The following is a 21,288-nucleotide window of genomic DNA, read 5'->3' on the forward strand; positions in this document are numbered from 1 at the left end:
ATGGGAGGTGTTTTATATGAGGGACTCGATCAAGCGAATAGCTCAACAGTTTATCGTTTCCCACTATCCTGAATCAGATATCGTCTGGGTAGGTGGAAGTGCAGTTTCTGGAAATTTAACAACAGAATCTGATATTGACTTAATTATCATTGATGAAACAGAAACACCAAGACTTGAATGTTATCACTTTCTTGGGTGGAAAATTGAAGCATTTATATATACGGCTTTATCTTTAGAGTTTGAATTTCAAACAGCTAGATATAGAGGGATGCCCACCATCATTAAAATGTGTGCCGAGGGTCTACTTATCAAAGATAAACAAGGGAATGGAAAGGAACTCCAACGAGAGGCAAAAAACCTTTATGAACTGGGCCCACAGCGTTGGGATCAAGACAAAATAAATGCAGCAAGGTATGAAATTACAGATTTTTTGTCAGACTTTAGAAGTTCAGAAGACTTTGCCGAAAGTTTATTTATTTTAAATAAGTTAGTAAATACGTTAACTGAATTGATTTTAAGGGCAAATGGCAATTGGCTTGGTGAAGGAAAGTGGATGGTTAGAAGCCTTAAATCATTCGATAAAGATATGTGTGACAAACTGGTTAAATCTACAAAAACATACATGAATACAAATGATAAAACTGAACTCATTTCATTCATCCAATCTACGCTTGAGGAGTATGGTGGAGAATTGTTTGTTGGTTATAAAGGATTCTTTTAGTATCTCAATATGAAATAAATTACTTGTTTTGTAGAATTTCTAGATGTTTGTCTCAATCCCCGAGCCCCCTTGTGGCATAACCTATACTATCATTCGATAAAGGAGGAATTTTATTATGCCATTCTTCGTAGGTGGTTTCGGTGGTCCTCGTTTCCGTTTCCGTCGAGGTCCTGTTTTTGGTCCTCGCTTTCGTTTTCGCCGTGGATTTCGCCGTGGCCGATTTTTTTATTAATGGTTGATACTTTTCTTTTGAAAGCTGTGAGAAGATTTACTACTAATGGTGGTATGTAATAAACTCCCTCCATCAATTACAAATCGAATAGCTATTAAGGTAAGAAACTAAAATGCTTTGATTCGTGAACAGGGGGACGGTTCTCACGTTCTTTTACTATTTTCCATCCATCTAAAAAGTCCAATTTAAAGAGAAAAGAAGTTGATTCCCTACTATATCTAGAGAATCAACTTCTTTCCTTTTTACACCCCATCACTACTCAAGTAAAGTTGAGTATGTTTTTTGATGACTCTAATACATCTCCTATTTCCCTCAGATTTATTTTATCCCGGTTATTCCACAATAGGAATCCGGGACTTTTTTATGTCAATTTCCAATAAACTCTGTATCTTTAGACGTTTTTATGTTTATGTATAACTATCCTAAAATATTATTGTATGTACTTGTAGGGGGAAGAAAGAAATGAAGTTTAAACTACTAAAGAAACCACTTGTTACCGCAGCAACAATTATTATCTTTATTTTAGTTTTTTCGGGAGGCGTATTTGCATACGACCAATATAATTACAAACAAAACATAGCAAATGCTGAAGATCATTTATCGGATCTACATAAAGAATTAACTCTAATCAAAGATCAGGTCAATCTTCTTAAGTCAGATACGCCCGATTTCTTAAAGGCAGATTTAACACAAAAGGAAATTGATGAAGTAAAAAGTTCATTACATACATTTAAGAAACCAAAATTTGACTTCGATATAAAGGAAAATGATCTAAAGAAGAAAATCGAGAAGGTAAATACGGAGAAAGAGTCGTTAAAGATAGAGGTAGAAGAAATTACTCACAAATTTTCGATTCAGGAGAAAGTCAATTCTTTGTTTAACGGAGAAGAAAAAGCAATTAATGGCGATACAGTTTCACAAAACATAGTCATTGCTGATGATTTAGATGCAGAAAAAGTAATAGAGATAAAAAACATGGTGTTTGTTGATGATGAAGCAGGGGATGTAAATGAATGGCAAACTACTATTAACAATTTAGTAAAAGAAGCAGAAACACAAATAAATCAAATTGCAACAGTGACCACATCGTTAGAAATTTATAAAGATGGGAAAGTAGCAGAAGGAGTAACAAGAAAAGAGTATAATGCAATTAAAATAGAGGTAGAAAAGGTGAAGAATCAGAAAGCTAAAAAATTCTTATCTGAAACACTAGCAAAAATAGACCTTTACCTTAAAGAAAAAGAGGAAGAAGAGGCTGCGAAAGCAAAAGCGGAAGCTGAGAAACAAAAAAGGGAAAAAGAGAGTAGGACGGAGCAAAAAACAGAAAAATCTTCTGCAAAGTCTAACAACAGTTCAACATCCAGCCATTCAAAAATAGTGGAGTTAAAAGTACCTTATCTAAATCAGTACTTAGCTAATGCTCCTATGGGGTGTGAAGCGGCGGCCCTATTGCAGGCATTACAGTACAAAGGATATGCTAAAAATTATTCACTAGGAAGTTTCTTAAAAGAAATGCCTGTTGATCAAGAGGGTAATCCAAATAATGGATTCGGCGGAACACCTTATAAAATAGTAAGTGGGGTTTATCAATCAATTTATCCGGCCCCTTTAAGTAAATGGGGAAGTAAGTATGGTAGTGTTTCCAATATTACAGGGAGTTCAGTAGAGAACCTAAAAAATCAATTAGAAAACGGAAATCCAGTGATTGTTTATGTAACCATGAATTGGGGTTCACCACAATATGGTCAATATTTTTGGGGAACAGGTATCGATAATGCACACGTTATGACATTAACTGGCTATAAGGACGGTTATTATCATGTAACAGACCCAGCAGCCGGGAAATACTGGGTAAAGGCAAGTTCATTTGAAGCGAGTTATAATTTAACGAAATATGCGGTAGTAGTTTATTAATATAGTGATGGCTGGGTTAGTTAAGTTAGCTTAATCGTAGAAGGGTAATCAAGTGGTGATTGTATAGAGGCTTTTCAAAAGTTTTGTGACTTTTGGAGGGCTTTTTTTATAGAAATTTTTAGTAGTTCAAGAGAATAAAACTTTATTTTACCTCACAATAAAATATGCTGTCAACAAGAAAATTGTGATATATTCAAAAAAATGTTATAATAGTTTTACAATTATTAATTCAATCTCCTTTTTTAAAAAATGAGGTGAAATTCAAACAGTCGTGTGAGCTTTAAGGGTAAGTTAATTGAATAAAATAATCCCTTTACTATCTAATAGTAGCTGGGTTTTTATTCTACAAGGAGGACTTAGAAAATGAATCTAATCAATAAGAAAGTTACACACAAGCGTTTTGGCATGGGTAGTATAGTGAATCATAATGATTCTAGTATTGAAGTACATTTTGAATCGGAAAATAAAAAGTTTGTTTTTCCCGATGTATTTGGAAAGCACTTAAAACTGCATGATAAAAGTATTGCTCATTCACTTGAGAAAATGATACAGGAAAAAGAAATGGAACGAAAGCAGGAAGAAAGGAAGAAAGAAGAGGAAAAGAAACTATACCGAAAAAGACTGGAACTTCGCTTGGAACATGAAAAACTGATGAAAAATCATAAACTTCATCCCGAATCACAAATGGTTTTTTGGTGTGATCCAGAAGAACAGAATCGTTCCTTCTCAGAGTGGAAGGTATTTTCAGGTGAAATCAAAAGTGGTAATAACAAGGGGAAGCCAAACAAACCCATCCGCTTGCACCAAAATAGCGCTGTCCTGCTAACAGCAGTAGAATCCGGAAAGCCTGAAAAAGACAGACGTATCTTAGGTGTTTATTTGGTGAAGGAAGACTTTATCGGTAAGCTTTCTGAAGATGGATATATTCCTGCTCATTCAAAATACAGACTCCAACTGACAGAACAGGAATCGGACCAGATGCTCTTCTGGGACTATTATGTGAATCAAAAATTCCCCCACAAAATGACATGGAATACGGGGAAATACCGCTATTTTGATAATTTATGGATGGCTCAAATTTTGCTTGATATCGTTTCATTGAAAAGTGACCCAAAAGAACGAGAGCTTGCACAACAATTTTTTGAACACTTTTGTAAAATGAATCAGATAATCGAGCAAGAGATACCAAAGCCTAATGGGGCGTTAAAGCGTATTTAGATGTTCGCCCAAAGATAATAAGAGTACTGACACAATTTTCCCACCTATCACTAAATGCGAAGAATAACTGGTTATTGTTTAAGTGGTGCGTTTGGAGTTGGTATAATAGAAAAGCAGTTGTTATAGAAAATATCTATACCATCTGCTTTTTTGTATTTGCTTTTTTTGCTTTAAACGCTGCGGCAAATCTTATACAAACAGCAAAAGGTAGATTGCCACTAAGCTCAAAACTCGAGATTTTTTTAGAAAAAGTGGACAAAAAGCGGGAGAAAAGGAAAGAATTTATTGTAAGAGGATTGTACGCAGAATTCGGAGGATGAAAAGGAATGAACGATGTAAAATTAAGGCCATTAGAAAGAGTTGACTTAGGATTTGTCCATAAATTAAATATTAATGCAAACATTATGTCGTATTGGTTTGAAGAGCCATATGAGTCATTTGTTGAATTACAGGACCTGTATGATAAACATATTCACGATCAGGGTGAAAGAAGATTTATTGTCCAAAAAGGCGATGAAATGGTGGGATTGGTTGAATTAGTAGAGATTGATTATATTCATCGTAGGGCAGAATTCCAAATTATTATTGATCCCAATCATCAAGGGAATGGATATGCGAAGTCTGCAACATTTCTCGCAATGGATTATGCGTTTTCTGTATTAAATATGTATAAATTATATTTAATCGTAGATAAAACGAATGAAAAAGCGATTCATATTTATAAAACGCTAGGTTTTCAGTTTGAAGGAGAATTAATCGATGAGTTTTTTGTTGACGGTGAATATCATAATGCAATAAGAATGTGTATGTTTCAACATCAACATTTTAATAGAGGTTCTTGAGATTATACATTATGATTAAGCAACTAACCTATTTGAAGTGAGGTGATGGGAAAATGAATATGGAAGGTCAGGAAGTTCAAATTAAAAGTGATGTAATGAAAAATAATACAAAGCATGAACTAATCGAATCAGCACACAAATTTCGGGAAGAATTATTACAATCGATTCGAAAAGGAGATCAGAAATTTGTTGCCAACTATATAAATGTATTGAATGAGTTTCTAAGAGGAGACACAGACACTTTAGATATTATTAAAAGGGTTCCAAGGAATGAATTACGTGCATTAAAAAACATATTACTATCACATAATACGCTATACAGCTATTCTGCGGAAAAAGGTGGCTTAAGTGCATGGCAATGTCATTACCTTTCTGAAAAATACGCGATTATGGTTGAGAATGCCAAATCAATATCGGAACTAGAAGAAATACATAAAAGAATGTTAGAAGAGTACTCAGATCCTTCTATTCGTTTCATAACACTTGAAAAAGCAACAATTGCTGAAAAAGTTGAGCATTTTATTATGATGAACTTTTCAGAGGAAATTTCTATTGAGGAAATATCACGAAAGTTACATGTTCATCCTTCCCACCTAATGCGTACATTCAAAAAGGAAAAAGGGATGACCATTAGTCATTATCGAAATTTGATAAGGATCCAGGAAGCAAAGGACCTATTAACCAATTCTAATCTTTCTTTAATCGAAATCACCTTAATAGTCGGTTTTAAAAATCAACAATACTTTTCACGTGTTTTTAAAGAAGAAGAAGGCGTAACCCCAAAGGAATATAAACGAAATAATAGTAAGTAAAGCTTTTAATCAACCTAAAAAAAGTTGGATTAAAAGCTTTTTTTATTATCATGCAATTTTAGTGTAAAATTAAGCTATTTTATTGCAAAAGTAGTTAGGAATTTTGCGTTAAAATTTTATTAGATAAATATTAAACGCTTTCAATGCTTAGAGGAGGAGGCTGACGAAAGAAGGTATACTATATTAATCAATTTTAAGTCGTTAGTTTGTATAGTAAACAAATATAATGGAAAAATTTGTTTGCTTCATAGATATCACTCTTCGGAAGTTTGGTTATTAGGATTCAAAAATATATATCAATCTATTTTATTTACATTTGGGGGTTTCAACATGGAAAAGAAACAGGTTAGAAAATTTGGTTTCCGTGATCAATTTGTATACATGCTAGGGGATGTTGGGGGAGGATTTGCAAACCTTTACATCGGCGCGTTTTTCCTTTTGTTCGCCACATCTGTACTTGGAGTAAGTCCTTATTTCATGGGAACATTATTTTTAGTTGCACGGATATTTGATGCAGTAACAGACGTGATTATGGGAAGTATTCCAGATAGATGGAGATTAGGTAAGAGTGGAGATAAATTTTTACCATATATTAATATTTCTAAGTGGCTACTTGCAGCATCAATCTTAATTTCATTTGCTGATGTCTCAAGTTGGTCATCAACGGCTATTCATGTATGGGTTGTATTTGTTTATCTATTCTATGGAATCGCATACACAGCTGATTCAATTCCTTATGGTTCATTAGCAGCTGTTATTACAGATGATCCAATTGAACGTACGAAATTATCTCGTGCTCGTTCTGTTGGCGGAATGGTTGTTGGAATCGGATTTTTATCTTTTGTCCCTATGTTTATCTATGATAAATCTGGGAATCTAGTACCTGAGATGTTTTTCTACATTTCTATCGTATTCAGTATTCTTTCTGTTCTAGCTTATACAGGACTTGTCAAATTAACGACAGAACGTATTCGTGATGATAAACCGGTAGGAACCAAACCAGATTATAAATTTGCAGATGCATTAAAGGCTGCCTTAAAAAACCGCCAGTTATTAGGGATGATGGTAGCAAGTGTTGGCTCTTTAATTATGATTAATGGTGTTCAGCAATTAGCTGCAATTGTGTTCTCAGAATACTACAACAAGCCAAGTGCATTTGCGATTAACTCATTCTTACAAATGGGAGTTACATTGGTATTGTTCATTTTTGTCCCTACTCTCGTTAAAAAGTTTGGTAAGCGTAATATGGTCATTAGTACTGCAAGCTTTAGTTTAATTGCTTCTACACTTCTAACCATTTTTATTATTGAGAATGTTTACGTTTATATAGTGGCCTATAATATCGCTACAATCGCAAATATGGTTTTTGTTATGATTGTATGGGCACTTGTTACTGATTGTTTAGATTTTACAGAACTTCAAACTGGTAAACGATATGATGGAACACTTTACTCCATTTATTCCTTCTCACGTAAAGTAGGCATGGGGATTGGTTCTGCACTTGGTAGTTATGCTTTAGGTTGGGTAGGATTTGTTTCTGGACAAACTTCTCAAAGCCAAGAAGTGGCAGAAGGTGTTTTACGTATGTATAACGGATTACCGATTTTATCTTTTCTCTTAATGATTATCGGGATTGCGTTAATTTTCAACCTAAATAGTACGAAAGCTCAAGAAATGTATGCGACATTAAAAGAAAGAAGAGCTCAAAACTAATTAAATCTAACAATAAATTCTATAAAAAGAAAAGGGGATGTTATTTGATGAGAACTCGGTTCCTATCCAAATGCACAAACGGCGAAGTTGAAGAATACCTACAACAGAATGATCTGATTTTTGTACCTGTTGGTGTAACAGAAACGCACGGAGCCTTACCGCTTGATACTGAAACGGTGATTACTGAAGCGCTCGCGTTAAAAATGGCAGAGGCGACAAATGGTCTCGTTCTTCACAACCTCCCTTATTTCTTCGCTGGTGGGACAGCGATGGCTCGCGGGACTGTTAATGTAAGCGTCAAAGAAGGTATGAGATATTTAGACACAATTGCAAAATCCCTTTTAAAACAAGGTTTTAGAAGACAGGTATATGTGACTTGTCATGGTCCGGCTCACCTAACATTAAGCGGAATGGTTCGTGACTTCTTTGAGGAAACTAAAGTACCAATCCTTTATATGGACATGATTAAGGCAACGGATAGTGTTAAAGATTTAAGTTTTTCGTTTATGGAGAAATTCAATGATATTAGCATTGGAGCATACAAAATACTAGGTAGATTGGAAGATGTTCCGATGAATGTTCCGGAATCTAACTCAGTGACCTATGATGTACAAAGTATGATAAACGGAATGAGTAAAAACCCAGGCAATGCACTTGGAAAATATGCGTTGCAGTCAGGGGCAATTGGTTCATACTTTGATAAAGCATCAGATCATCTACCAACGCCTCTCATTACATCTGAAAAACATCGTGAAGAATTAGCTCAATCAGGCGTTCTTGCAATTGAAGAATTTATTGAGAAAATGGATATGCCAACCATTGTTGAACTTTTACGAAAAACAGATGAGTATACACAAAACGATAGTCTACAAAAATACGGGGAATGGTTATAATTTTTGAAAAAACGAGAATTAATTTTCTCGTTTTTTTAGTGGATAAAAAATAAAAATATAAGTATTTTTGTATCCCAACTGCAGTTTAATTTTATTTCTTCTTAGAGATCCTATTTTAGTTATCGGTAAACACTACTACATCAATATGTCTGCAATCTCCACTCAAGCCATGTTGAATCGATCGCAAAGGTGTAAATTGTAACACCAGAATAATAAGACCCTGAATTCGCAAAAAATTATCCGTGAATTAAGGGTTTTATTTTTTCTTAATTGCGTGTTTTTTTACGGTTCTTTAATTAACGTTCCCTTAGTCTACTAGACAATAGTTAGAAAGGAAGACTTTAAGAGGGTAAACGAATGATTTCTATAACGAATAGACAACATAAAGAGCGAGGGAGAGATTGAGTCGTTAAAAGAATGATTTTAATACTAGTAGACAACAAAGAAAGCAAAGGAGAGATTAAGATGATAAACGAATGATATCAAAACTAATCTACTACATAGAAAGTAAGGGAGATATTAAAATGATAAGACGAATGATCTCAATTTTTTTTGCAGCAATGATCTTTATGTCTATGTTAGAAATTCCTGTTAATGCGGAGAATGTTGGGGCAAAGCCCTGGATGAACACCAAACTTTCTGCAAAGGAGCGAACCGAGCTGCTACTAAAGGCGATGACGTTGGAACAGAAGATTCAGCAAATCGCCATCTCGCGCTTCAATGAGAACGACAAAGGTGAGCCGGTTGTCATCAAAAAGGGCGGTACTAACAAGTACCAGAGCGGCGTATTTCCGCCCGAGGGTACCCTGCCCGGGTGTGAGTTTCAGGACACCGGAAGGCAAATTCATGGAATCGAGGAACTGGGTATCCCCACAGTCCGCATGACCAACGGTGGTACGGGTGTGAAGGGCGGATCGTGTCACAATGACCCGGTGGCGACAGGCCTGCCATCTACCGTGGCTATGGCCGCGACCTTCAACCGTGGGCTGAACTATGAGGCAGGTCGAATCCTCGGTGAAGAGACACGTGCCTTCGCGCACCACGTGATGCTCGGACCTGGCATGAATCTTGTGCGTCACCCTTACGGTGGCAGGAACTATGAGTACTTCAGTGAGGACCCATACCTGACGGGTACCCTGGCAACCGAGCAGGTCAAGGGTATCCAAAAACAGGGAGTCCAAGCCCAACTCAAGCACCTTGCTGGAAACGAGCAGGAAACCGAGCGGTGGACGATGGGTGTCCAGGTTCCCTCAAAGGCGATGAATGAGCTGTACATGCTGCCATTTGAGATGACCGTCAAGAATGCTAACCCTGCCTCCGTGATGTGCTCGTTCCCGGATGTTAACGGCACCTATGCATGTGACAGCTCTGAGCTGCTGCAAGATGCACTAAGGAGGAACTGGGGCTTCGATGGTTACGTGATGAGTGACCGCCGCGCAATTCACGACACGGTCGCTGCCATCAAGGCGGGTACGAATGTAGAGCTCGACTGGGCACCGCAGTACTACACCCAGGAGAAGATCAAGAAGGCCCTTGACTCGGGTCAGGTGACCGAGGCCGACATTGACAATCTACTTCGTCCGCGGTATATCAAGATGATTGAGTACGGCCATATGGATAAGCCTTTTAATAAGTTCATGCCAGAGATTGTCGATCTGAATGTCAACGGCGCTAGCGCACGGAAGATGGCAGAGGAAGGTTCCGTGCTGTTGAAGAACAAAGACGGCTTCCTGCCGCTGGACGGAAAGCCGAAGTCAATCGCGCTGATTGGCGTCGAGTGGTTCGCTGGTAAGGCCAAGATGTCCCCGCGCTCCATTGGGATAAACAACGAGAACGTCGTGACCCCTTACACGGTCACACCAAAACAGGGCCTGGAGAACGTCATCAAGGAACTGGGCTACAACACCAAAGTGACGTACAACGATGGCCTTGACCCGGAGGCTGCTGCTAAGCTAGCCGCCGAGTCTGACGTCGTGCTGCTCATGGTCGGCGACACCCCGGGTGAGACCATAGACCGCGAAACTCTCGGCTTCCCGGCCATTCCCCTCGACAAGAACGCGCCCCGAGAGGACTGGGTGGATCAGGAGCCGATGATCGACGCCGTTATGAAGGCCAATGCAAAGAACACGGTTGTGGTCCTGAAAACTTCTGGTACGGTGCTTATGCCGTGGCTGGATCAGGTCCCTGCAGTCCTCGAAGCATGGTATCCGGGCATGGAGGATGGCAATGCCGTCGCCAATTTGCTCTACGGTAAGGTTAATCCGTCCGGCAAGTTGCCTATGACGTTCGGTGCCACTGAGCGTGAGGCTGCCTTCGCGACCGAGAAGCAGTATCCTGGAACCCGTCAAGACACTGGCAAACCTGGTGGCCCAGGTCCATACGGTAACGGTTCCAACCAGTTAATTGCCCAGTACACAGAGGGCCTTGAGATGGGCTACCGCTGGTATGAGGCTAACAAGGTGAAGCCTGTCTTCCCATTCGGGTATGGCCTGTCGTACACGACCTTTAAGTATGGCGACCTCAAGGTGATGAGGGTCCGCGGCAGCAAAGGCTCGTTGTCTGGTATTGACGTATCCTTCACTGTTACAAATACCGGTAAAGTTGCCGGCAAAGAAGCGGCACAGGTCTATTTGACCCTGCCGAACGAGGCGGGAGAGCCGAGCAAGCGGCTCGTCAACTTCGAAAAGGTTGATCTTAAGCCCGGTGAGAGCAAGCGAGTGACTTTACGGATTAACCTTGCTGACTCTAACCACCCGTTCTCCTATTTCATTCCGAAAGAACCGAACAACCTGGCGAATTGGGCTGATGGTGAGTGGGCTACCGCTGATGGAAAATACATCGTGCATGTCGGTGGTTCCTCGGCAGATACGCCACTGGAGAAGAGCGTACCGTTGAACTTCAAACTCGGTAAGGCTGATAAAAAGGGTAAGGGAAAATCCCGTAAGTAGCCCAATATTAAGATAGAGAGCCTGTAGGCTCGGCGAATCCAAGCCGAGTCCTGCGGGCTTTTTGCTTTTTAGGTGGCTTGGGTGGTCGCTTTGACTTTATATCACATTTGGTCAACCGCTTAAACATAAAAACTTTATTTTCAGCAGTTTCATTTCTATAATGAGAGGTATTATGGAAGAGAAAGAGGGATTTGCATGAATATTCTATGGGATTTTGACGGAACATTGTTTAACACGTACCCGGCGCTTGTCAAAGGGTTTATCCATTTGAGCGGAAAGGATTTGGATCCAGACGAAGTTCTGAAGTGGCTTAAGGTCAACTCGAAAGTGGCCTTTCAGCATTATGGAATTGATGAAAGTCAACGTAAAGAATATATCAAATTATATAATCAGTATTCCTTTAACAGCCAGCCATTTGAGCATTTAGAAGAGGTTTTACAAGTGGCAGATGACAATTTTATCGTCACTCACCGTGACAAGGAGTCGACCTTGTTTCTTTTGGAAAAATTCAAGTTATTACATTATTTTAAGGTGATTGTTTCGGTCGAGGAAGAAGGATTTACCCGAAAACCACATGCAGCGTCATATCAACATGTGATCAAGGATTATCCAATTGATTTGGTGATTGGCGACCGCGAATTAGACTTAATACCAGCTAGAGAATTAGGAATCAAAACTGTTGCCTTTGAAAATCCGGATATTGAGGCGGACTTTTACCTCGACAGTTATGCTGATTTCAAGACGAAAGTTCTACCTTTTTTATAAAATAGAAGTACGAATAGTAGAGTGGGGGATTTATAGTGATTAAAATTGGAGTTATTGGACTTGGAGACATTGCACAAAAAGCGTATCTTCCAGTTTATAGCGGATTAAAAGAGATTGAGTTTCACTTTTACACACGAAACCAAGAAAAGTTACGAACCATTGCTAGCCAGTATCGGTTTGAACATATTCACTCCGACCTCGAATCCCTGGTTGAGAGTGGTATTACGGGTGCATTTGTCCATTCATCGACATCTTCTCATGAAGAAATTGTTGAACTGCTTCTACATCGCGGAATCAATGTGTTTGTGGACAAGCCCATTACGGACAAGTATGAAGGTGCTAAAAGGCTTGTTGAGCTTGCGGAGGCAAAAGGTCTTATTCTGATGGTGGGATTTAATCGCAGATTTGCCCCTTCTTATGTAAGTTTGAAGGAAGTTAAACAGCCAAATATGGTAGTTGTCCAGAAAAACCGCAATAATCTTCCTGGTGAGCCGAGGACGTTTATTTTTGATGATTTTATCCATGTCGTGGATACCATGAAGTATTTATTTCCACACCCGATTGAAGATTTGATCGTGAACGGCCGAATAGAAAATGGTGCCTTATATCACGTTGTGATTCAATTTATATCCAAAGCTGGCACGGCAATTGGCATCATGAATAGGGATAATGGAACCACTGAAGAAATGGCCCAGGTTATGGGTCCGTTGGAGAAACGGACCGTTACGAATGTTTCCGCATTAGTCATTTCGAAAGGAATGGAAAATATTGAGGTTCGGAGCAGTGATTGGGAACCAACCTTGGTTAAAAGAGGGTTTGAGCAAATGGTTAAAGATTTTATTCAGTCCGTCAGCACAAATTCAAAACCTAAAATTTCAGCTCGGGATGCACTGGAAACCCATGAAATTTGCGAAGAGATTCTAACGGAACTATTGGAAAAGAAGTAATGGCACACAAGAATTTAAAATTTTTACGGGATTTTCTAGATTTCAACTACAGGTGTGTGATTACTAGGAATACACAAGAAAACCCACGGCGAAAATAGCCGTGGGAAATTTTTATATAGACGAAAGAAATGGGTTTTATAATAAACTATCTTGGTTCAATAGGTGTTTTGATTTGTGCGTGAGCTTCAATTACCTCTGCTGCGTCAAATAAAGTATCTTCTCGAAAACGCCTTCCTAATAGCTGAACGCCAACTGGTAGACCATCTACTACATTAGTTGGAACCGAGATAGCGGGGAATCCGAGCACTGGGATTGCCATCATAGACCATTGTGCATCCATACAACGCCTCATGCTTTCAACACTTTTTATATCAGCATCTTGTTCAAATGCCTGTTCAGTTGAGACCGGCATGAGAAGTAGTGGATATTTTTGCAAAAACTCTTGAAGTTGAACAATTAATGTTCCACGACGAGCGTAGCCCTTGATATAATCGGACAGACCAGGGTCTTCTCCCCACCATTCTTTTGCGTTAGCGAAATAATTAAAAGCTGCCTTTTTCATTCCTTCGTCTCCATACAGCTCTACAAGTGAGATATTAGTTCTGAAATCCTCCAGTACTAATAAATACCAAAGTCTATATGCCTCAGCAAAGAGAGGTAGGCTTACTTCTTCGACAACATAACCAGCTTCCGTCAACTGATTAGCTGCATCAGTCAAAGCCATATTGAAGCTGATGATGGAGTGGAAATACCTACATCACGTAAAAGACCAACTCGAATAGGCTTTTGAAGTGGTTCGCCCAATAAAGGTACTGAAGTATGGAGTGGATCACGTGGATCAAATTCACTCATGCTTGTAAGGGCAAGGCGAAGATCTGCAACGTTACGTGCAAGCGGACCATCTGTTGCCATTAATTGGGTAGAAGGTGCCTGATCGCCACTTGGAGGACCAGCCCAGCCAGGTACTCTTCCCATGGTAGGGCGGATTCCAGTAATTCCACAGGCATAGGCTGGATGACGAACAGAACCGCCAATATCATTTCCATGTCCAATTGGCATCATTCCAGATGCGACAGCTGAAGCCGCCCCTCCGCTTGAACCGCCAGGTGTACGTGACTTATCCCAAGGGTTCAGGGTTCTTCCATGTAAATCATTATTTGTAAACCATCGAAAACTAAAGGCTGGCGTATTGCTGCGTCCAACGATTACAGCCCCTGCCTTTCGTAAGTTCGCTACTGGGGGACTGTCTTTTTCTGCAATATTATCTTTAAAAGCGACAACACCGTCTGTTGTTACATGACCAGCTTGGTCAACATTAATCTTTGTCGAAACAGGCACACCATGTAAAGGTCCAAGTGGTAATCCTTTTTTTACAGCAAGATCTGCCTGATCGGCTGCGGCAAGTGCCTCTTCTGCATGTACTTCGACTAGGGCATTAAGCACTGGATTTACTTCCTCAATCCTGTCCAAACAGCTTTCTACAGCCTCACGGGATGAAATAAGTCTTGTTCGAATTCCATGTGCTAAATCTGTTGCAGACCAGCGCCATAATTCAGCTTTGCCTTTATTGTGTAATACCTTAGATGCGTGAGTTTGAATTGATGATTTTTCCATACTACATCTCCACCTATCTGGTAATTTAGAATAATATTAAACTTTTATTAGCATGATGTAATAAAAAAAACTAGGATCTGGTTGGAATAGGGGGTGAATTCTAGGGCCCTGGGAATTAGGTTTCTTTTTTCTACTCAAAATCATAGACCACCTTTTTTAACCTATCAATCTAAAAACGTAAAGTGTTATTTGATCTTAAGATCCCTCCCTTTAAAAACTTTGACACCGTAAGTATATTGTTAATAATGCCATCACAAACTTTATGAATATTACTAAAATTCATTATATTTTAAACTGAGTAAAAAATAAAGCGTTTTCAAATATGTTTTTTCGACATCCGTAATAAATTCATAATGAAAATACATTCCCTCTAGGTCTTTTTTTGTGGGAGTAGTAGTTGATAAGAATAGTTACTTAGTAAATTGGGAGGGATAGCAAATAGGTGATAATTGGGTAAATAGAATCTGACTAGTAGAAGATGCTCTGTAAAGCATGGAGGCGCTGGAAAACAATTTAACATGAATGAAAAACGGTTAATTTTTGTATTAAGACAATCCAATAATATGCTGATGGTAGTTGGAATCTGGGTGCCCTTCTTCTAAATAGAAAACCATTACCACACATTTTCTAAGTCCTACTTTTTATGACTGTTCTCACAATTTATATAGTACTAAAGTATTATTCATTATATAATAATGGAATACTAATATATTAATCTAGGAAAAGGCTTGGGATATTTAGGAGGACAAGAAATTGAAAAGAACTTTTACGGGACAGCTAGGAATCATAATTGTAGTAGTCCTATTTCTATCGATGATTATTTCTTCAATAACTAATTACAAAGTTAGTTATGAAAAAACATATGAAGCAGCAGGAATTGAAGCAGTTGGATGTGCGAACATTACCACCGGTTTAGTAGATCCAAATGACGTTGAAGAAATCATTAGTGGAAATAAAGATCCTAACGATTTGAAAGAAATTTTAAATTGGACGACAAATCATAAATCAATATTTGAAGGTCAATACATTCTATCACTAGATGGGACTATTTTGGCTCAAGATAGTAACATGGAACAACAAGGATTTAAGGCTGGTGATAAATTTCATATTGATAAGTCGGTGCTCAAAACTATACAAGAAACGAAGCACCCCCATTATTCGGAAATTTATGAATTTGGTGGTATGAAACGTATTACCGGATATGCGCCTATATTTAAAGATCATGACCCAAACAAAGAAATAATAGCTTTAAATGCTATTGATTTTAACGCAAAAATTGTAAATGAAAGAACATGGGAGTCTGTAAAAGATAGTTTTATACTTGGTCTGTTACCAATGTTAATCGCATGTGTGATTACTATTCTGGTCATTAGGAGAAAAACAAAGCCTCTTACAATGTTAATTGATAATGCCAAAAAAGTCGCTGAAGGGGATTTGTCTATTGAAGACATTAAGGTAAGAAATACCGATGAGATTGGTGATTTAGCTTTTGCATTTAATGAAATGGCCAATAATCTTCGTGTACTTATTAAGCAAGTGAGTTTGACCACTAATCAACTAGCAGCATCCGCTGAACAGTTGACGGCAAGTTCTGAGCAGTCTAGTTCTGTTTCAAAACAAATTGCAGAAACAATGAATGAAGTAGCGATTGGTGTGGACAACCAAGTTCAAAACGTCGAAGATGCATCGCAAACTGTTAATAAAATGGCATTAGGGGTCCAACAAATTTCAAATAATGCTGAAAGTGTATCTAATCTAGCAATCAATTCTTCAAACAAAGCCTCAGCTGGTAGTCAATCAGTTAATACGGCTAAACAACAAATGAGTTTTATTAATCATAAGTTTACTAGTTTATCTGAAGTAGTAGGGGAATTAGGGGTACGGTCCGAAGAGATAGGTAAAATTATTGTGGCTATTACCGGAATTGCTGAGCAAACAAATCTGCTTGCTTTAAATGCTGCTATTGAAGCGGCGAGAGCAGGGGAACATGGACGAGGATTTGCAGTGGTTGCTGATGAGGTGCGTAAACTTTCAGAACAGTCGGCTGAGTCAGCAAAGGAAATCTCTCAATTAGTTTCAATGATTCAGAGTGAAACGATTATAGTTGTTCAATTTATGGAAGAAATGACAAGAGAAGTAGATGCAGGAATCGGCTATGTTAATAATGCCGGAGAATCTTTTGCACAAATTGAAGGTTCCATTAATGAAGTGACAGCTCAAATTCAAGGAGTTTCTTCAGCCGTGAATCAGCTAGCAGTAGGCGCAAAACAAGTCGAACAATCTATGCAGTTTATCTCGGGTGTTTCAGAGGAAACAGCTTCTGGGGTACAAGAAGTGTCTGCATCTACGGAAGAACAGACTGCAACAATGGAAGAAATCTCTTTATCTGCTGCTATGTTATCCAAAATGGCTGAAGAGTTGCAAACTATGATTAACAGGTTTAAATTACATTAAATTTATTTGAAATAACTACTATTGTAGGTCAAACCACTAGATTCGTGGAGTAAATAAATACCAAAAAGTAATACAAGTTATTTCCAAATTATGTTATAATATAGGAGCAAAGACCTAATAAAAGGGTGATAAAGGTAATTGCTAATAAGTAATAACATAAAGCTATAGCAGAGCAATATAGTTTGGAATAAACGATCTATGCTCTGGTGATGGATGTCTGGAATTTAAACGGTAATTTATGAGAGAAGGTAACCTCCAATGAATGAACAGTTTATTTTTGGCCTCATAATCTCAAGTATTCTTTGGGCAGTTTTGGTAGTTATTTTATATAGAACATTAAAGGTAAAAGAAGAAGCCCTAAAAGAAAAGTATGACCGTTTTATACATGTTGTTGAAAATACAAAGGATTTTATTTATTATTGCGAAATAAGCCCTGAAATCAAGTTTAAGTATTTAAGTCCATCCGCCGAATACTTTTTTGGTGACGGCTCGATTGCAAAGGCTTATCAGAGTCCTAATGTGGCTTTTACCGACATTCATCCAGATGATTACGATATTCTTATGAAAAAGATAAACGGTGAACTTGATTACAAGAAGGGTATTGTTCAAAGATGGAAGGATAAGAATGGTATTTACAGATGTTTTGAGGAATATACTACCCCCATCTATGAAAATGGAAAAATAGTAGCCTTACAGGGAGTGTTAAGAAACATCGATGAAAAAGTTGAATTACAAAATCAATTAGAATATCGACTTTATCATGATAACTTAACAAACCTTTATAATCGTGGATATTTTGAGAGAATCTTTGAGAAATACAATCAACAGATCAATATACCTGTTGCGATCATTATTTGCGATTTAGATGAACTAAAACTTTTTAACGATAATTATGGACATAAAGTAGGAGATGAATTAATACAGGAAACGGCAAGACTGCTTAATCAATTTTCCTCTGAGAAGATAACTGTTGCGAGATTAGGGGGAGACGAATTTGCGTTGATAGTTGCTGGAGTAACTGTAGAAGAAGTAGAGGATCTCTTAAATAATATTTTAAAAGAGGTAGAAACTCACAATGCGAGTGGTTCAAATATAAGGGTAAAAATGTCGATGGGATATGGAATTTCAAATGGCTCCAAGGGGAAAATGGAAGAAATATTCAATCAGGCAGATAAAAATATGTACAAAAGTAAGGAAGACAAAAAGAAATTGCTTATTTACTAAAAAAATTGAGCGTCCATTATATTGGTATATTCTTTAATTGTTTTAATTTGATGAATTAAAGAGTGATAAGTTTGTATTTAAATGGTCTAACTCTATTGTACCAACGTCTAGGGGTACTGAGAGTCAGGCCTTTTTTATTTTTAATATTACTGACTTACACGGGATTGCCCAGTTAATCCAGCCAGTAATGCGATCGAAAATTAAAGGTATTCCCGACAGAAGTAAAAGATAACTTACTTTGAACTAATAAAATCGATTTCACTACTACTAGAAAACTCTTTCAATTTTATAAGTATAGGTCATTAGAACCGTTTTTTTGCTGATTAAATTAGAATACTAATAATATTATGTATGACTATATACCTGTCTTTATTTATGGGCTATTTATCGTCATTTTCATCCATTTTTAGATTTGTTATTTTTAACATATATCTAGAAGAGGGAGGGAACACAGGAATCGACCAATAAAAAATAATTTGAATTGAAAGGAGCAGAAAAAAATGAGAACGTTTACAAAATTATTTGGAATTCTTTTTGCTGTATGTCTATTAATTATTTCTTCTTTACTCTATAGTCTTCCAGTTCATGCAGAAGTAGAAAAAAGGTTTAAAGATCCAATAAATTTGGGGTCTACTATTCAAAGTATTGCAATCTATGACTCTACATATGGTACGGAAGATGGAAGGGATATGATGTACACGACTGCCAGTGGTGACCCGGCCATTTTTCAGGTTATCGACCTTAAAAGTCAGGAAGTCGTTAGGACATATCCTTTAGAAGGTACAGGGGCAGTTTGGACACATATTACGGTACCAAATGGCAATGTCTATATAGGTGGAAATGGATATCTATATGAATATTCCCCAGTAACCAAGGAGGTAAAAAATCTTGGTGGTATAGGGGAAAGTGTGGTATACGGTTTATCTTATGATGAGCAGGGGAGAGTATATTTCGGTTCATATCCGAATGCAAAAGCTGGACGATACGACCCGAAAACTGGAGAGATGAAGGATTATGGTAGTATTGCTCCGGGACAAAGCTACTCCAGATCTACTGCTTATCATAATGGGTTCCTCTATTTAGGTATCGGTGTTGATAATCGAATAGTGAAACTAAATGTAGAAACAGGTGAATATGAAGCAATTAAGGTGCCTGACCATGTCGTTCCTGGCAGCAGTGTTTGGCAATTAGATGCGGCAGGCAAATATATCATTGCCGGTGTTGGTGGTGGCAGTAATACACTCTTGTTTTATGATACAGAAACAGGGGAATGGAGTGATACGTACTATACAAACAATAAAGGGATACGCCTAATTCACGGTCTTCCTGGAAGCAACAAAGTCTATTTTCTACAAGGAAGTAGATTGAAGGAAGTGGACCTAGATACGCTTCAAGCGGTTGATACAGGAGTAGTGTTTGGAACCTTTTTGCGAAATACAACTTGGGTTGAAGTAGAAAATGATCCTGACCTCCCTGGTCAATCATTAGTTACCGTTCAATTTGGTGGTCAAGTCACTTACATGAACTTACAAACTAAAAAAGTAAAAACCACCCAATATCCAATTGTCGGAAATCCAATCCCTATTCAAACATTGGAGAAAGGCCCTCAAGGTCATTTGTATTTAAGTGGTTATCCAGGAGGGAAAGGGTCAGTTTTTGATACGGAAACGAATGAATACCAGAATTTCACCTTGGGACAAGCAGAGGGTATGGTCTCCCTTGGCAACAAAATGTATTTTGGGGTTTACCCAGGTGCGATTATTTTTGAAATGGATGTTACAAATCCTTCACTCTCACCTAAACAAATTTACGATATTCCTAATCAGGACCGTCCATTTATAATGACTGTAGCCAACGATCAATTATATATTGGGACGATCCCTGATTACGGGCATTTGGGAGGTTCATTAACTGTACTTGATCCAACCGGTGTAAAAAATCCAGTTGTTTATGAAGACGTTGTTCATAATCAAGCCATTGCTGGATTAGCAGAAGTGAATGGAAAACTTTATGGGTCAACAACTGTTGCCGGTGGTTTGGGAATAGACCCAACAGAGTCGGCAGCCAAAATATTTGTATGGGATATGGAAAAAGGTGAAAAAATCACTGAATTTGTTCCAGAAATACCAGGTGCTACAGTTCAGCCGAAGATGATTAGTGGAATGAAACTGGGACCAGACGGTTTATTATGGTCAGCAGCGGGAGGAACAATCTTTGCAATGGATCCAGAAAACTTGAAAATTGTGAAGAGCAAAAACATTTATCCAGAAGTAAAAGATTTCGGTAGATGGAGACCAATCCATATCCGCTGGAGTGAAGACGGACTATTGTACACGACTCTTGCTGGTAAACTAACAGTAATCGACCCTGATTCATTTGAGCATGAAACACTTGCTGAAACAGAGTTGATGACTATTGGGGACGATGGAAATATTTATTATGCAGATAAAGCCAATTTAATGAAAATTGAAGTAGCAGAAACATTAGAATCTGCACGGAAATTTGTCACGAAGCAAACAAGTGGTGGCAAAATCACAAATTCATTAAGCAAGCAGCTGTTTAATTCTCTGTCTTCAGCTATTCATCACCAGGATATGGGCAGACAAGTGGAAGCCATAAAACATTTACAAGATGCAAAAAAACATCTTGAAAATGCCAAGGAAACGGATATAGCAGAAGATTCCTATCTAAAATTACAAAGAATCTTTGACTCAATCGAAATCAAATAAACAGAACTATCCTGACTGCTTTAAGCCATAAACATAGCCGTCAGGATAGTTTTTTACTTTTTGATAATAGGGGGTAACAAGCAATTGCTGTGCTCCAATCTATATTGTTTACGTTGATCTGATTACCTTTTAATTTAAAATAAACTAAATGAGTTACTTGGGTTTTGCTCGAGGGCTCTTTTTCTTTTCTAACATTGGCTTATGTAGAGATTTATAGGGTAAGCTAGATATATCTATGAAACTAAAAATAAAAATCAGAAAG

General features: G+C 37.9%; 15 protein-coding genes. 13 read left to right on the top strand and 2 right to left on the bottom strand.

Annotation, left to right across the window (positions count from 1 at the left end; all coding sequences use genetic code 11):
• The first annotated feature begins 16 nt into the window (after positions 1 to 16).
• The 10 genes from DZB84_RS12310 (at position 17) to DZB84_RS12360 (ending at position 13,005) form a co-directional block, all read left to right on the top strand.
• Positions 17 to 721: a nucleotidyltransferase domain-containing protein gene (locus tag DZB84_RS12310; RefSeq protein ID WP_116352568.1), complete on the top strand. Its 705-nt coding sequence runs from the start codon at positions 17 to 19 to the stop codon at positions 719 to 721.
• Positions 722 to 1,415: 694 nt separating this feature from the next.
• Entirely contained in the window at positions 1,416 to 2,867 is a 1,452-nt protein-coding gene (locus DZB84_RS25290) for a C39 family peptidase (RefSeq protein WP_223254439.1), read from the top strand.
• 363 nt (positions 2,868 to 3,230) lie between these two features.
• On the top strand, positions 3,231 to 4,085 hold the full coding sequence (locus DZB84_RS12320; protein WP_116352569.1) for a malate synthase: 855 nt from the start codon (positions 3,231 to 3,233) through the stop codon (positions 4,083 to 4,085).
• Between the two features lie 326 nt (positions 4,086 to 4,411).
• Positions 4,412 to 4,927 (top strand): spermidine N1-acetyltransferase, encoded by a 516-nt coding sequence (speG, locus tag DZB84_RS12330; protein ID WP_116352571.1) that lies wholly within the window; start codon positions 4,412 to 4,414, stop codon positions 4,925 to 4,927.
• A 53-nt stretch (positions 4,928 to 4,980) separates the two neighbouring features.
• A complete protein-coding gene (locus tag DZB84_RS12335) occupies positions 4,981 to 5,739 on the top strand; it encodes an AraC family transcriptional regulator (RefSeq protein WP_116352572.1) in 759 nt (252 codons plus the stop codon).
• Positions 5,740 to 6,069: 330 nt separating this feature from the next.
• Positions 6,070 to 7,452 (top strand): MFS transporter, encoded by a 1,383-nt coding sequence (locus DZB84_RS12340; RefSeq protein WP_116352573.1) that lies wholly within the window; start codon positions 6,070 to 6,072, stop codon positions 7,450 to 7,452.
• A gap of 47 nt (positions 7,453 to 7,499) precedes the next feature.
• On the top strand, positions 7,500 to 8,345 hold the full coding sequence (locus tag DZB84_RS12345; RefSeq protein WP_116352574.1) for a creatininase family protein: 846 nt from the start codon (positions 7,500 to 7,502) through the stop codon (positions 8,343 to 8,345).
• A gap of 524 nt (positions 8,346 to 8,869) precedes the next feature.
• Entirely contained in the window at positions 8,870 to 11,293 is a 2,424-nt protein-coding gene (locus tag DZB84_RS12350; RefSeq protein WP_189655233.1) for a beta-glucosidase, read from the top strand.
• Between the two features lie 195 nt (positions 11,294 to 11,488).
• Positions 11,489 to 12,058 (top strand): HAD-IA family hydrolase, encoded by a 570-nt coding sequence (locus tag DZB84_RS12355; RefSeq protein ID WP_116352576.1) that lies wholly within the window; start codon positions 11,489 to 11,491, stop codon positions 12,056 to 12,058.
• A 35-nt stretch (positions 12,059 to 12,093) separates the two neighbouring features.
• Positions 12,094 to 13,005, top strand: a complete 912-nt coding sequence (locus tag DZB84_RS12360; RefSeq protein WP_116352577.1) for a Gfo/Idh/MocA family protein — start codon at positions 12,094 to 12,096, stop codon at positions 13,003 to 13,005.
• 145 nt (positions 13,006 to 13,150) lie between these two features.
• Here DZB84_RS12360 and DZB84_RS25450 read toward each other — a convergent pair whose 3' ends face one another.
• Together DZB84_RS25450 and DZB84_RS25455 are read right to left on the bottom strand one after the other, a co-directional pair.
• Positions 13,151 to 13,729 (bottom strand): amidase family protein, encoded by a 579-nt coding sequence (locus DZB84_RS25450; RefSeq protein WP_262983973.1) that lies wholly within the window; start codon positions 13,727 to 13,729, stop codon positions 13,151 to 13,153.
• Complete coding sequence (locus tag DZB84_RS25455; RefSeq protein WP_262983974.1) at positions 13,720 to 14,619, bottom strand: amidase family protein; 900 nt, start codon at positions 14,617 to 14,619, stop codon at positions 13,720 to 13,722. The genes DZB84_RS25450 and DZB84_RS25455 overlap by 10 nt, the downstream gene beginning before the upstream one ends.
• A gap of 753 nt (positions 14,620 to 15,372) precedes the next feature.
• Between DZB84_RS25455 and DZB84_RS12370 the strand changes: the two genes are divergently transcribed.
• The 3 genes from DZB84_RS12370 (at position 15,373) to DZB84_RS12380 (ending at position 21,026) form a co-directional block, all read left to right on the top strand.
• Complete coding sequence (locus tag DZB84_RS12370; protein ID WP_116352578.1) at positions 15,373 to 17,073, top strand: methyl-accepting chemotaxis protein; 1,701 nt, start codon at positions 15,373 to 15,375, stop codon at positions 17,071 to 17,073.
• 258 nt (positions 17,074 to 17,331) lie between these two features.
• Entirely contained in the window at positions 17,332 to 18,297 is a 966-nt protein-coding gene (locus DZB84_RS12375) for a sensor domain-containing diguanylate cyclase (RefSeq protein WP_116352579.1), read from the top strand.
• A 500-nt stretch (positions 18,298 to 18,797) separates the two neighbouring features.
• Complete coding sequence (locus DZB84_RS12380) at positions 18,798 to 21,026, top strand: FIMAH domain-containing protein (protein WP_116352580.1); 2,229 nt, start codon at positions 18,798 to 18,800, stop codon at positions 21,024 to 21,026.
• Positions 21,027 to 21,288: the final 262 nt, after the last annotated feature.

This window comes from Bacillus sp. HNG (assembly GCF_003400205.1).
Classification (GTDB): Bacteria; Bacillota; Bacilli; order Bacillales; family Bacillaceae_L; genus Ferdinandcohnia.

Bases quoted from the DNA above. Each gene is read 5' to 3' on its own strand.
- DZB84_RS12310 (WP_116352568.1), top strand. From the start codon at position 17: ATGAGGGACTCGATCAAGCGAATAGCTCAACAGTTTATCGTTTCCCAC.
- DZB84_RS12335 (WP_116352572.1), top strand. From the start codon at position 4,981: ATGAATATGGAAGGTCAGGAAGTTCAAATTAAAAGTGATGTAATGAAA.
- DZB84_RS12350 (WP_189655233.1), top strand. From the start codon at position 8,870: ATGATAAGACGAATGATCTCAATTTTTTTTGCAGCAATGATCTTTATG.
- DZB84_RS12340 (WP_116352573.1), top strand. From the start codon at position 6,070: ATGGAAAAGAAACAGGTTAGAAAATTTGGTTTCCGTGATCAATTTGTA.
- DZB84_RS12320 (WP_116352569.1), top strand. From the start codon at position 3,231: ATGAATCTAATCAATAAGAAAGTTACACACAAGCGTTTTGGCATGGGT.
- DZB84_RS12375 (WP_116352579.1), top strand. From the start codon at position 17,332: ATGAATGAACAGTTTATTTTTGGCCTCATAATCTCAAGTATTCTTTGG.
- DZB84_RS12355 (WP_116352576.1), top strand. From the start codon at position 11,489: ATGAATATTCTATGGGATTTTGACGGAACATTGTTTAACACGTACCCG.
- DZB84_RS12345 (WP_116352574.1), top strand. From the start codon at position 7,500: ATGAGAACTCGGTTCCTATCCAAATGCACAAACGGCGAAGTTGAAGAA.
- DZB84_RS25450 (WP_262983973.1), bottom strand. From the start codon at position 13,729: ATGGCTTTGACTGATGCAGCTAATCAGTTGACGGAAGCTGGTTATGTT.
- DZB84_RS25290 (WP_223254439.1), top strand. From the start codon at position 1,416: ATGAAGTTTAAACTACTAAAGAAACCACTTGTTACCGCAGCAACAATT.
- DZB84_RS25455 (WP_262983974.1), bottom strand. From the start codon at position 14,619: ATGGAAAAATCATCAATTCAAACTCACGCATCTAAGGTATTACACAAT.
- DZB84_RS12380 (WP_116352580.1), top strand. From the start codon at position 18,798: ATGAGAACGTTTACAAAATTATTTGGAATTCTTTTTGCTGTATGTCTA.
- speG (WP_116352571.1), top strand. From the start codon at position 4,412: ATGAACGATGTAAAATTAAGGCCATTAGAAAGAGTTGACTTAGGATTT.